Genomic DNA, 11,667 nt, shown 5'->3' with positions numbered 1-11,667 from the left:
TCATGAGAGCGTCGTCTTCCGTGAGTTTTGCTGGGTGGTCAGCTCGCGGTCGCTCGGCACTGCAGTGGTGCTTGGCGCTTCCGCGGTTTGGGATGTGAAGGTTCGAAGCCGGAGGCTGTTGCTGACGACGAAGATGCTGGAGAAGGCCATTGCGGCGCCGGCGAGCATGGGGTTGAGCAGTCCGAGAGCTGCCAGCGGTATCGCGGCGGTGTTGTAGGCGAAGGCCCAGAAGAGGTTGCCTTTGATCGTGCCGAGTGTTCTGCGCGCCAGTCTGATGGCATCGGCCGCCGAGCGCAGGTCTCCCCGGACCAGGGTGATGTCGGCGGCTTCGATCGCGACGTCGGTGCCGGTGCCCATCGCCAGGCCGAGGTCGGCCTGGGCCAGTGCGGCCGCGTCGTTGACGCCGTCGCCGACCATTGCGACGACCCGGCCGGTTCCTTGCAGTTGGGCGACCACTCTGACTTTGTCGGCGGGCAGCACCTCTGCGATGACCTGTTCGATTCCGACCTGGGACGCGACGTGGTCGGCGACTGTTGTGTTGTCACCGGTCAGCAGCACGGGTGTGAGGCCGAGGGCGCGGAATTGGGCGATGGCTTCGGCGCTGGTGTCCTTGATCTGGTCGGCAACGGTCAGCACGCCTCGGGCGTGGCCGTCCCACCCGACGACGACCGCGGTGTGCCCCTTGTCCTCGGCTGCGGTTTTCGCGTGTGCCAGGGCACTCGGCAGGGTCAGGGACCAGTCGTCGAGCATGGTGGTCCGGCCGACGACGACGAGGTGACCGTCGATGACAGCTTGGATCCCCTTGCCCTCGCGATTGGCGAAGGACTCGACGTCGGGCAGGGTGCCGAGCTGTTCGGTGGCTGCGCGGGTGATGGCGCGGGCGATCGGGTGTTCGGAGCCAGCCTCCGCCGCACCCGCCAGGCGGAGCAGCTCCTCGGCGGCGACGCCTGCGGCGGGGTGGACCGTCTGCAGGGTCATGGACCCGGTGGTCACGGTGCCGGTCTTGTCGAGCACGACGGTATCGACCTTGCGGGTCGATTCGAGGACCTCGGGGCCCTTGATGAGGATTCCCAGCTGGGCGCCACGTCCGGTGCCGACCAGCAGCGCGGTGGGGGTGGCCAGTCCCAGGGCGCAGGGGCAGGCGATGATGAGGACGGCAACAGCGGCGGTGAAGGCTGCTGCGGGTGGGAAGCCGGCACCGAGCCAAGCACCCAGGGTTGCGACGGCGATGGCGATCGCGATCGGGACGAAGACCCCGGAGATGCGATCGGCGAGGCGTTGGATCTCGGCCTTGCCGGATTGGGCCTGTTCGACCAGTTGGGCCATCTGGGCCAGCTGGGTGTCTGACCCGACGCGGGTGGCCCGCACGACGAGCCGGCCTCCGGAGTTGACGGTTGCGCCGGTGACGGTGTCACCCTCGCTGACCTCGACGGGCATGGATTCGCCGGTGAGCATGGACTCATCGACGGCGGAGCTGCCGGAGACGACGACGCCGTCGGTGGCGATCTTCTCTCCCGGCCGGACGACGAACTCATCCCCGACGGTCAGGTCGGTGGTCGGGATGCGCACCTCCGTGCCGTCGCGCAGCACGCCGACGTCTTTCGCGCCGAGTTCGAGCAGGGCACGCAGCGCCGCACCGGCCCGACGCTTGGAGCGCTTTTCGAAGTAGCGGCCGAGCAGCACAAACATGATCACGCCGGCACCGACTTCGAGGTAGATGCTGGAGGCTCCGTCGGTGGGTTCGACGGTCAGCTCGAAGGCGTGGGTCATGCCGGGTTCTCCTGCGGTGCCGAAGAACAATGCGTAGAGCGACCAGGCCAGGGCCGAGAGCGTGCCGACGGAGATCAGGGTGTCCATCGTCGCCGCACCGTGACGGAGGTTGATCCAGGCGGCGCGGTGGAACGGCCAGCCGCCCCAGATGATGACCGGGGCGGCCAGGGTCAGGCACAGCCACTGCCAGTAGGTGAACTGCAGGGCAGGGATCATCGAGATGAGAATGACCGGCACCGCCAACACAACGCTGACGAGCAGTCGTTGACGCAGCACCTCCAGCTCGCGGTCCTTGCGGTCCCCTCCAGTGGAGTCACCGTCGTCTGCGGGTCCGGCAGTCGTGGGGAGCTGGGCCTGATAGCCGGCGTCCTCCACCGTGGTGAGGAGACGCTGGAGGTCGAATCCGGCAGGTGCGGTGACCCGGGCCTGCTCGGTGGCATAGTTGACGCTGGCGCTGACGCCGTCGAGCTTGTTGAGCTTGCGCTCGATCCGGTTCGCGCACGAGGCGCACGTCATGCCCTCGATGTCGAGCTCCACAGCGACGGTCTGCGGTTCGGAGCCGCGAGCGAGCGATGTGTCAGCGGGCTGGACGGCCATCAGGCACCTTCCTTCTCGTGGTGATCCTGCTCAACGTCTTGCATCCAGGACTCCACGAGGGAGTTGGGGATGAAGGCGCTGCCCGCGCCGTACGCGGCGGTGAAGACCGCCAGCAGTACGGCCGCGTACAGCGTCAGGCGGATGCCGGGACTCACGCAGGCACCGCCTGGTAGCCGGCCTCCTCGACCGCCGCGACGACCGCCGCGGAGTCGACGCCGGCTTCCGAGGTGACGACGAGCTGTCCGGTTTCGTGGGAGACCTCGACATCGGTGACGCCGGTGATCTCCTGGACTTCTTCCCGCACCGACATCTCGCAGTGACCGCACGTCATACCGCTGACAGAGAACCTCATAGTAGCCATTCCGGACCTCCTCCAATGAATACCCCCAGCGGGTATCACAGTCACCAGGTATACCCGATGGGGGTATCCGGGTCAAGGGTGTTTCGACTCTCGGAGGCTGCCGAGGTGGATCTTCACCAAATCTTCAAGGCTCGCGGGGTTCAACTGGTTCGGGACGCGCACGTACGGTCGCAGTACGGCGCGGATTCGCTGCGCCTGGTCGAAATGGAAGGAGAGTTCCATGTCGCATGTAGTTTCGATGATTGAGACCCACCCTGCGGGTGCGCAAGGGGTCGATAAGGATACGCTCGCCGCCTGTATCGCGGCGTGTTTCGAGTGTGCGCAGACATGCACGGCTTGTGCCGATGCGTGTCTGAGCGAAGAGATGGTGGCCGACCTGGCGGCGTGCATCCGCGCCGATCTGGATTGCGCGGACGTCTGCATCACGACCGGCAACGTGCTCTCGCGGTTGACCGGCACCAATCCGGAAGTCATCCGGTCCCTGGTGGAGACGTGCCGGACGGTGTGCCGGGCATGTGCGGAGGAATGTGAGAAGCACGCTCAGATGCACGATCACTGCCGCATCTGCGCTGAGGCGTGCAGACGGTGCGAAGAGGCGTGTGCCGCGTTGCTGAAGGCCCTGCCCTGATATGAGACCCGGCGCTGATTCGAAAGGGGCGCGAGTGGGTCAGGACATGTTCGCCCGGGTCAGGAGCGGGTCGGGTTTCATCGCGGCGTTGGATCAGAGCGGGGGCAGCACGCCGCAGGCGCTGAGGCTCTACGGGATCAGCGAGGATTCCTATTCCAACCGGGCGGAGATGTTCGATCTGGTGCATCGGATGCGCACTCGTATTATCACCAGTCCGGCGTTCGACGGTGAGCGCATCCTGGGCTCGATCCTGTTCGAAGACACGATGGACCGTGAGATCGACGGGCGTCCGACGGGTGAGTACTTGTGGGAGGTGAAGGGAATCGTGCCGTTCCTCAAGATCGACAAGGGACTGGCAGCGGAGACCCACGGTGCCCAGGTCATGAAGCCCATCCCCGAACTGGACGCCCTGCTGACCCGCGCGGTGAGCAAGCGCATGTTCGGCACGAAGATGCGCTCGGTCATCAAGGCGCCCGGAGGTGGGCTGGATGCCGTCGTCGCCCAGCAGTTCGCCATCGCGCGGCAGATCCTGCGGTTTGGGTTGGTGCCCATTGTGGAGCCCGAGGTCGACATCCACTCCCCCGACAAGGCCGGGGCCGAGGACCAGTTGCGCACTGCCATCCGGGAAGAGCTCGACGGGCTCGGCGAGGATCAGCCGGTCATCCTCAAACTGACCCTGCCGGAGCGTGATGATCACTACCGTGAGTTCGTGGACCATCCGCGGGTGGTGCGGGTGCTGGCGCTGTCGGGCGGCTATTCCCGCGCGGAAGCCAACACCCGCCTGGCCCGCAACCCGGGGATGATCGCCAGTTTCTCCCGCGCCCTGACGGAAGGGCTGACCGCAGGGCAGAGCGATACAGAGTTCGACGCTGCCCTGGATGGAGCGATTGCGTCGATCGTGGCTGCATCACGCACCTGACGCACCTTGTCGGGGTGGACAGGGCGATGGCTGCCGGGAGGACGTTACCTCCGGCAGCCATCGCCTCTGTCGGTCCTGGTACTCAGTCGTGGGCTAGTGATTTCACGAAATCGCGGCGGACCCCCAACGCTGTGTCGGTGCGGTGAATGGATTCTTCACCGTCCTCGACCGAACCGGCCAGGGCCCGGATGGCGTCGATGTTCTCCGGGGTCACGATGGCCTGGTTGTCGACCGTGTACGTGCAGAACAGTTCGGTGCCGTCCACGGTGAGGATGTCTTCCCAGACTGCGACCTCGTACATGTCCCCGCGGGGCCTGCCGAGGTCCTGCATCAGCTCGGCGGTGCTGTTGACCGCCACGATGCCATCGGAGCGCCGGACGAAGGCGATCCTGGGCACCGTCCGGAAGGCCTCGAGGACCTCGGCCTTCTCGACGGGACGGGTGAGCTCGATCGTCCAGTAGTGCAGGTGGTTCTGGGTATGGGCCCCTTTCGCTGCCATGGTGACGACGTCGAGGTCGGGAACCACCGTCTGGGCGTCGGGTCCCTGGTGGCTGGGAATGCGTCCCTCGGGGACGATCGTGTTCATGATCCCGGAGTGGTCGGACTCCCAGGGGTCGGTCGCCCGCCGGATGAGCACGCCGCGCGCCTTCGACAGCAGCCCGACGTTCTTCAGCGCGGTGAGGGTGCGCACGGTCGCGGTGGTGTTGCACGAGACGACCCGGGTGGAGTCGCGGCCGCGGGCGGAGCTGTAGTTGGCATGAGCCACGAAGGAATGCCCCGTGAGATCGTGCTTCTCCCCGCCCTGAAACACGGACTTCACTCCATGCGTGCGGTAGAGGTCGAGGTTTCTGGCCCCGACCTTGGCCGGGGTGCTGTCCACGATCACATCGACCTGATCGAGCAGGTCAGGCAGTTCACCCGCCACGGCATACCCGGAGGCACGCATTTCCTGATGGGCCTCAGAGGTGGAGGCGAAGACGGGGATGTCACGCGCGGCGGCGGCCGCGACCCGGTAATCGGCGGTGATGTCGCTGACGCCGATGAGTGCCATGTCGTGTTGGGCCCGGACGGCGTCAGCGACGCGTTTGCCGATGACCCCGTACCCGTTCACCGCGACTTTGATCTTGGTGTCCATGCTCATTCCTTTCGAGGTGGTGCGCGTGTCCCACGGTGGGCTCGTCGCCGGGTGGTCAGAGTTCGTCGAGCATCGTCTTCATCTCCTGGATCTCTGCTTCCTGGTCTTCGATGACCTGCTCGGCCAGGGCTTTCGCCTGCGGGTTCTGCCCGTCGGTGACCTGCTGTTCGGCCATTTCGACGGCACCCTCATGGTGTCGGGTCATCTGTTCCAGGTACAGCTTCGCGGCCTCCGTGCCGGTGGCGTCTTCGAGCTGCTGCATGTCGTCTTCGCTCATCATCCCGCTCATGCCGCCGTGACCGCCGTGACCACCCATGTCGCCCATGTCACCCATGGGTTCCTGGCCCCAGGCTTCGAGCATGGCGTTCATCCGATCGATCTCAGGCCCCTGCGCGTCGATGACTCCCTGGGCAAAGTCGGCGACGTTCTGCGGGATGTCGTCCTTGGCCAGCAGAACCTCGCTCATCTCGACGGCCTGCTGATGGTGCGGAATCATCATCTGCGCGAACATCACGTCGGCGTCGTTGTGCTCCTCGGAGATCTCCTCACCGGAGCCGGCGGAGTCGGTGGCAGCCGAGTCGGTGGCGACCGAGGTCTCAGGGGCGGGATCTGCCCCTGTGCTGCCGGGGTCGGCGTTCCCGGCGCATGCCGAGAGGATCAGCGTGCCGGCGACGGCTGCCGCAACTGCTAGTGGGGTGCGCTTCATGATGTGACCTTTCCTTGGTGGTGGACGGTTTCTGGTCGGGACGTCTCGGCGGGGGTCGGTGCCAGCCATGCCGGGTTGAGTTCGGTGCGGCGCAGCAGCTGGGCGTTGAGCGCGACGATGATCGTCGACAGGGACATCAGGATCGCGCCGACGGCCGGGGAGAGCACGAACCCGATGGGGGCCAGGACTCCGGCGGCCAGCGGGACGGCGAGGACGTTGTAGCCGGTCGCCCAGACCAGGTTCTGGATCATCTTGCGGTAGCTGGCCCGCGACAGATCGATCATCGACAGCACTGCTCGCGGGTCGTCGCTGGCCAGCACGACGCCGGCCGATTCCATCGCCACGTCGGTGCCGGCCCCGATCGCGATGCCGACGTCGGCCCGGGCAAGGGCGGGGGCGTCATTGACGCCGTCGCCGACCATCGCCACCGCCAGTCCCCTGTTCTGCAGGTCGATGACGGCGGAGTCCTTGTCCTGCGGGAGCACCTCGGCGAACACCTCATCGATACCGAGGTCGCGGCCGACGGCGTCGGCGACCTGTTGCGCGTCGCCGGTGATGAGCGCGACCTTCACACCGCGTTCCTGCAGGGCGTGGACTGCGGCTCGGGACTCCGACCGCACCTGGTCCTCCAGGGCGACCGCCCCGATTATCGTCCGGTCCTGGACGATGTGCAGGACGCTGGCGCCGCGCTGGGTCCATTCCGCGACGTCGGCGGCGATCTCGGCTGGGGATTCCAGTCCGTAGTCGCGCAGCATGTTGGGCCCGCCCACGGTGATCTCGGAACCCTCGACGACGGCGCGGACCCCGCGACCGGCGGCTGCGGTGAACTCGCTGGCCTGCAGGCGCGCCGCGGCCGCTTCCGGGTTTTCGGCTGCCGCTGCGGTGATCGCACGTGCCACCGGGTGTTCGCTGTTGGCCTCGGCGGCGGCGGCCAGCGCCAACACGCGGCCTTCGCTGATTCCTGACACATGGGCGGTCCCGGTGACTGCGTGCGCGCCCTGCGTGAGAGTGCCGGTCTTGTCGAAGAGCACGATATCGATCGAGCGCATCCGCTCCAGCGCGAGCCGGTCCTTGATGAGCAAGCCTGACCGGGCGGCCTTCTCAGTCGAGATAGAGATCACCAGCGGAATCGCCAGTCCGAGTGCGTGCGGGCAGGCGATGATCAGCACTGTGACGGTGCGGATGACTGCCTGGTCCGGCGCGCCCAGCAGCGTCCAGATGAGTGCAGTGATGATGCCGGCCCCCAACGCGAACCAGAACAGCAGCGCTGCGGCACGATCGGCCAGTGCCTGTGCCCGCGACGACGATGCCTGCGCGTCGGCGACCATCCGCTGAATGCCGGCCAGGGCAGTCTCGCCGCCGGTGGCTTCCACGGTTAGACGCACCGCGTTGTCCGTGGCGACGGTGCCGGCCACGATCTTGTCACCGAGCTCACGCGGGACGGGTTTGGACTCACCAGTGATCATGGACTCGTCGAACTCGGCGTGCCCGTCGATGATGCGGCCGTCGGCAGGCACCCGGGCCCCGGACCGGACCAACACCGTGTCACCCGTCTGCAGTTCGGCGATCGGGACGGTGACGATCCCGGACTCGGTGACCTTCTCCGCCTCGTCGGGCAACAGCTCGGCCAGCGCGTCGAGCGCACCGGATGCCGCACCGAGTGCCCGCATCTCCAGCCAGTGCCCCAACAGCATGATGGTGACCAGCAGCGCCAGCTCCCACCAGAAGTCGAGCATGAAGTCGCCGATGCCCAAGCTGGTGGCCCAGGAGGCGACGAAGGCCACCGTGATGGCCATCGCGATCAGCAGCATCATCCCCGGCTGCCGTGATTTCAGCTCATTGAGCCCGCCCTTGAGAAAGGGCATGCCGCCGTAGACGTAGATGACGGTGCCCAGCACCGGGGCGATCCAGGCCGAGCCGAAGAACTCGGGCACCTGGTAGCCGAGCAGGTCGGCGACCATGTGGCTGAAGATGACGACCGGCACCGACAGGATCAGGCTGACCCAGAACCGGTTCCGGAACATCGCAACACTGTGCCCGGCGTGCTCCCCATGGCCTGCATGCTCGTCATGGTCGTGCCCGGCATGACCACCGTGGGCCGGTGCCGGGCGTTCATCGAGGGCTGAGTGCCCGTGTCCCTGCGGCATCGCCTGTCCGTGGCTGCCCGCGTCGAGGTGATCGTCGTGGTGCTGGTGGTGGTGCTCCGGATTGCTCATCGTTGTCCTTCACAGTCGGGGATGGGTAGCCGATCAGGCTTCTGCTGCGGGGTAACCGGCCGCGGAAAGCGCCGATTGCAGCGCCGCAGAGTCCACCGGTGCGCTGCTGTTCACCGTGACAGTGGACTGGCCGTGGGGCACCAGCGTGACGTCCACCTGGGCGTTCGCATCCAGTGTTTGCACGACGTTGGTTACCCGCGAGGCGCAGCCCTGGCAGGTCAGCCCCTCCACTGCGAGCGTGACCGTGGAGACCGGCTCAGCACTGCTGCCGGTTGCGTTTGTAGTGGCGGTGTCGGCTGGTGCGCAGCAGGCACATCCTGCCGATGCGAGGGGCAGCTGGCGGGAGGATGCGGTCATGATGTGCTCCTGACTAGTGGGCTCGGAGAGGTGGAGAGAGCCTCCAACAACCCCGACTATACCCCCGGGGGGTATGTGAGTAAAGGTGTTTGTTCTCACGGGTAGGCCTTTCCAGGGGTGCGGGGCAGTTCGATGGTGAACTCGGAGCCGTGTCCGGGGCCGGCGGAGGCGGCGGTGAGGGTGCCGCCGTGAGCTGCGATGAGGGCGTGGGAGATCGTCAGGCCGATGCCGGAGCCGCCGTGGTCGCGGTCGCGGGCGGTGTCGCCGCGGTAGAAGCGTTCGAAGATGTGGGTGAGCTGGTCGGCGGTCATGCCGTCGCCGGTGTCGGTGACGCGGATGAGCACGGTGTCGCTGGTGCCGGTGGCGGTGAGGGAGACGGTTCCCTTCGGTGGGGTGTGGCGCAGGGCGTTCGACAGGAGGTTGTCGAGGACTTGTGCCAGCCGTTGCCGGTCGGCGATCAGGACGTCGGCGTCGGCCGCGGTGGTGAGCGTCACTCCCTTGGCCGCATAGTTCTCCCGGACTGCGGCGGCGCAAGTTTCGAGCAGGTTGGCGAGGGGCAGGGGGGCCGGGTCGAGGTCGATCCGGCCTTCCTCGGCGCGGGAGACATCGTCGATGTCTTCGACGAGGCGTGTCAGGCGTGCCAGCTGTTCGGCCATCACGGCGTCGGTGGTGGGGTTCCACTCGACGACCTCGTCCTGCAGCCCCTCGAGGTAGACGGAGAGGACCGAGACCGGGGTGCTCATCTCGTGGGCGAGGTCGGACAGGATGCGCTGCCGCGTTTCCTCGGTGCGTGTCAGCTGGTCGGCCATCATGTTGAACGCCCGGGCCAGGGAATCGAGCTCGACGCCGGCGCCGAGCACCGGAACGCGCACGTCGTAGTTGCCATGGGCAACTTCGGCTGCCGCAGCGGTGAGCTGTTCCAGCGGGGTGCGGATCGTGCGGGAGAGCAGGAAGCTGGCCAGGAGCGCGCAGGCCAGACCGGTGCCCAGGGCCACTGCCAGGGTGATCAGGTTCGCGTCGCGGTAGGCCTGTTCGACATGGAACAGTTCCGGGGATCCTCCCGGGATGCCGGCCAGCTCCAGGTGTTCGTGGAACAGCGGGGGCCCGGCCAGGGTGGCGACTGCCACCGCTCCGAGCAGGCTTGCCGCCACCACGATCAGCTGGGTGGCGAACAGGCGGGCGGCCAAGCCGGAGTTGCGCAGTCTCATCGGGGCACCATTCGGTATCCGACGCCGCGGACGGTCTCGATGAGGCCGCCACCGTCGGGCTCTTCACCGAGCTTGCGCCGCAGGTGTCCGATGTGGACATCGACGATCCGTTCGTCGCCGACCCACGACGTGTCCCAGACGGCGTCGATGAGCTGCCGGCGGGAGAGCGCGCGGTTGGGTGTTGCAGACAAGGCGACCAGCAGGTCGAACTCGGTGCGTGTCAGGGGAAGCACCGCGTCAGCCCGCCGGATCTCGTGGCCGGCGAGGTCGATGGTGAGATCACCGACGACGCGGACGGAGTCCTGGGGTGGGTTTCCGGTGCGGGGACGCCTGAGCACGGCGTGGACTCGGGCGACCAGTTCCCGGACGCTGAAGGGTTTGGTGATGTAGTCATCCGCGCCGGCGGCAAGCCCCAGGAGCTTGTCGTTCTCGCTCCCCCGGGCGGTCAGGATCAGCACGTAGCACTCCGACATCGCCCGCACGCGGCGGCAGACCTCGATTCCGTCGAGCCCGGGCAGTCCGAGGTCGAGGATCAGCACGTCGGGCTCCTCGGCCCTGACGCTGTCGAGCGCCTGGACTCCGGTGTGTGCCTGCTCGACGTGGAAGCCGTCTCGGCTCAGATAGGTCGCCACCATCTGCGCCAGAGGCTTTTCATCCTCGGCGACGACGATGCGTCCGCCAGGGTGGTGGTCGGTTCGTTCAGCCCGCATGTACCCAGTCTGTCCCCAGTGCTGGTGGCACACAGCCCTCAGCGCCCGCTGCGGCCGGAATCTTCGTCAAACCTTCAAATGCCCGGGTCTGTCCCGCGCTCGGGGGGTCTGGTGATGTCGATGCTCGTGGCGGCCTCGGCCGGGCAGGTGCGCTCGATCTGCAGCGTGGAGAAGTAGATGTCGAACCGGTCGGTGAGCAAGTCGGTCGCCTGTTCCAGCACGGCCTCATGCTGGGCCGGGTTGGCCACGTGCAGGTGCGCGGAGAAGACGGTGCGCCCTGAGGTGATGGTCCAGGCGTGCACGTGGTGGACGTCCTCAACCCCGTCGATCTCCTCCAGCGCGGCGATCGCTGCCGGCAGGTCGAGGTGTTCGGGGGTGCCCTGGAGCAGGATTCTCAGGGCTGACCGGATGATGGTCCACGATGCCCACAGCAGCACCACGCCGAAGACCATGCCCAGCAGCGGGTCGATCGCGAGGAAGCCTGTCAGTCGGATGACCACCGCGGAGATGATGATGATGAGGCTGCCGACGACGGTCTGCAGGATGTGCCAGAACGCGCCCTTGATGTTCAGGTTCGTCTTCTGACGTTGGTAGAGCAGCCAGAATGCGATGAGCTCGGTGACAATGCCGCCGGCGGCCACCCAGAGCATCACCGTGGTGGGCAGCTCGATCGGATCGGCCAGCCGCATGGCCCCCATGTAGAACACGTAGGCGGCCATCAGGGCGAGGAAGAGTCCGTTGAACAAAGCCCCGATGATCTCCGCGCGGGCCCACCCGAAAGTCTCCTGCGCAGTGGCGGGGCGCTGGCTCAGACGCTGGGCGACCAGCGCGATCAGCACCCCGCCGACAGCCGAGAACGTGTGGAAGGCATCGGAGATCACCGCGACCGACCCGGACCACAGCCCGATGACCAGCTCGATGACGAAATACACTCCCGTCAGCCACCCGGAGATCCGGAGGGCTTTGCGGTCTCCGTCGACTGGCAGATGTCCGCTGTGTTCGCTCATCCTGGCCTCCGCGTTGACCTGTCGGGGGAATTGAACTTCCGGGGAGACAGCGC

Annotated in this window: 12 protein-coding genes; 2 read left to right on the top strand and 10 right to left on the bottom strand. The window is 66.8% G+C overall.

Annotation, left to right across the window (positions count from 1 at the left end; genetic code table 11):
• From C1A17_RS10290 to C1A17_RS10285, 3 genes are read right to left on the bottom strand one after another with little or no spacing between them, the layout of a single operon-like run.
• Entirely contained in the window at nt 1–2,367 is a 2,367-nt protein-coding gene (locus C1A17_RS10290; RefSeq protein WP_101652884.1) for a heavy metal translocating P-type ATPase, read from the bottom strand.
• Entirely contained in the window at nt 2,367–2,522 is a 156-nt protein-coding gene (locus tag C1A17_RS14230; RefSeq protein ID WP_180953295.1) for a hypothetical protein, read from the bottom strand. Before C1A17_RS14230 ends, C1A17_RS10290 begins: the two co-directional genes overlap by 1 nt.
• Nucleotides 2,519–2,728 (bottom strand): heavy-metal-associated domain-containing protein, encoded by a 210-nt coding sequence (locus C1A17_RS10285; protein ID WP_101652883.1) that lies wholly within the window; start codon nt 2,726–2,728, stop codon nt 2,519–2,521. The genes C1A17_RS14230 and C1A17_RS10285 overlap by 4 nt, the downstream gene beginning before the upstream one ends.
• A gap of 220 nt (nt 2,729–2,948) precedes the next feature.
• On the opposite strand from C1A17_RS10285, the gene C1A17_RS10280 reads away from it, so the two are divergent.
• Both C1A17_RS10280 and C1A17_RS10275 read left to right on the top strand, forming a co-directional pair.
• Nucleotides 2,949–3,356 (top strand): four-helix bundle copper-binding protein, encoded by a 408-nt coding sequence (locus tag C1A17_RS10280; RefSeq protein ID WP_101652882.1) that lies wholly within the window; start codon nt 2,949–2,951, stop codon nt 3,354–3,356.
• Between the two features lie 34 nt (nt 3,357–3,390).
• On the top strand, nt 3,391–4,275 hold the full coding sequence (locus C1A17_RS10275; protein WP_245873677.1) for a fructose bisphosphate aldolase: 885 nt from the start codon (nt 3,391–3,393) through the stop codon (nt 4,273–4,275).
• Between the two features lie 82 nt (nt 4,276–4,357).
• On the opposite strand, the gene C1A17_RS10270 is transcribed toward C1A17_RS10275, so the two are convergent.
• From C1A17_RS10270 to C1A17_RS10240, 7 genes are all read right to left on the bottom strand, one after another.
• A complete protein-coding gene (locus tag C1A17_RS10270) occupies nt 4,358–5,410 on the bottom strand; it encodes a type II glyceraldehyde-3-phosphate dehydrogenase (protein WP_101652881.1) in 1,053 nt (350 codons plus the stop codon).
• Nucleotides 5,411–5,465: 55 nt separating this feature from the next.
• On the bottom strand, nt 5,466–6,116 hold the full coding sequence (locus C1A17_RS10265) for a DUF305 domain-containing protein (RefSeq protein WP_101652880.1): 651 nt from the start codon (nt 6,114–6,116) through the stop codon (nt 5,466–5,468).
• Nucleotides 6,113–8,332 carry a copper-translocating P-type ATPase gene (locus C1A17_RS10260; RefSeq protein ID WP_101652879.1) on the bottom strand — a complete coding sequence of 740 codons (2,220 nt, stop codon included), beginning with the start codon at nt 8,330–8,332 and terminating at the stop codon, nt 6,113–6,115. The genes C1A17_RS10265 and C1A17_RS10260 overlap by 4 nt, the downstream gene beginning before the upstream one ends.
• A 33-nt stretch (nt 8,333–8,365) precedes the next feature.
• The gene (locus C1A17_RS10255; protein ID WP_094450695.1) at nt 8,366–8,689 is read right to left on the bottom strand and encodes a heavy-metal-associated domain-containing protein; all 324 of its coding nucleotides are present in this window, start codon (nt 8,687–8,689) and stop codon (nt 8,366–8,368) included.
• A gap of 95 nt (nt 8,690–8,784) precedes the next feature.
• Nucleotides 8,785–9,897, bottom strand: a complete 1,113-nt coding sequence (locus C1A17_RS10250; RefSeq protein WP_101652878.1) for a sensor histidine kinase — start codon at nt 9,895–9,897, stop codon at nt 8,785–8,787.
• Nucleotides 9,894–10,607 carry a response regulator transcription factor gene (locus C1A17_RS10245; protein ID WP_101652877.1) on the bottom strand — a complete coding sequence of 238 codons (714 nt, stop codon included), beginning with the start codon at nt 10,605–10,607 and terminating at the stop codon, nt 9,894–9,896. Before C1A17_RS10245 ends, C1A17_RS10250 begins: the two co-directional genes overlap by 4 nt.
• A gap of 74 nt (nt 10,608–10,681) precedes the next feature.
• A complete protein-coding gene (locus C1A17_RS10240; RefSeq protein WP_101652876.1) occupies nt 10,682–11,614 on the bottom strand; it encodes a cation diffusion facilitator family transporter in 933 nt (310 codons plus the stop codon).
• Nucleotides 11,615–11,667 lie beyond the last annotated feature (53 nt).

Source organism: Brevibacterium ihuae, assembly GCF_900184225.1.
In the GTDB taxonomy this organism is placed as follows: domain Bacteria; phylum Actinomycetota; class Actinomycetes; order Actinomycetales; family Brevibacteriaceae; genus Brevibacterium; species Brevibacterium ihuae.
The sequence above is the reverse complement of the archived record's forward strand: the minus strand, read 5'-3'. Positions and strand labels throughout refer to the sequence as shown.

Coding starts and splice junctions, on each gene's coding strand:
- C1A17_RS10290 (WP_101652884.1), bottom strand. CDS start 2,367: ATGGCCGTCCAGCCCGCTGACACATCGCTCGCTCGCGGCTCCGAACCG.
- C1A17_RS10285 (WP_101652883.1), bottom strand. CDS start 2,728: ATGGCTACTATGAGGTTCTCTGTCAGCGGTATGACGTGCGGTCACTGC.
- C1A17_RS10280 (WP_101652882.1), top strand. CDS start 2,949: ATGTCGCATGTAGTTTCGATGATTGAGACCCACCCTGCGGGTGCGCAA.
- C1A17_RS10270 (WP_101652881.1), bottom strand. CDS start 5,410: ATGGACACCAAGATCAAAGTCGCGGTGAACGGGTACGGGGTCATCGGC.
- C1A17_RS10265 (WP_101652880.1), bottom strand. CDS start 6,116: ATGAAGCGCACCCCACTAGCAGTTGCGGCAGCCGTCGCCGGCACGCTG.
- C1A17_RS10260 (WP_101652879.1), bottom strand. CDS start 8,332: ATGAGCAATCCGGAGCACCACCACCAGCACCACGACGATCACCTCGAC.
- C1A17_RS10255 (WP_094450695.1), bottom strand. CDS start 8,689: ATGACCGCATCCTCCCGCCAGCTGCCCCTCGCATCGGCAGGATGTGCC.
- C1A17_RS10250 (WP_101652878.1), bottom strand. CDS start 9,897: ATGAGACTGCGCAACTCCGGCTTGGCCGCCCGCCTGTTCGCCACCCAG.
- C1A17_RS10245 (WP_101652877.1), bottom strand. CDS start 10,607: ATGCGGGCTGAACGAACCGACCACCACCCTGGCGGACGCATCGTCGTC.
- C1A17_RS10240 (WP_101652876.1), bottom strand. CDS start 11,614: ATGAGCGAACACAGCGGACATCTGCCAGTCGACGGAGACCGCAAAGCC.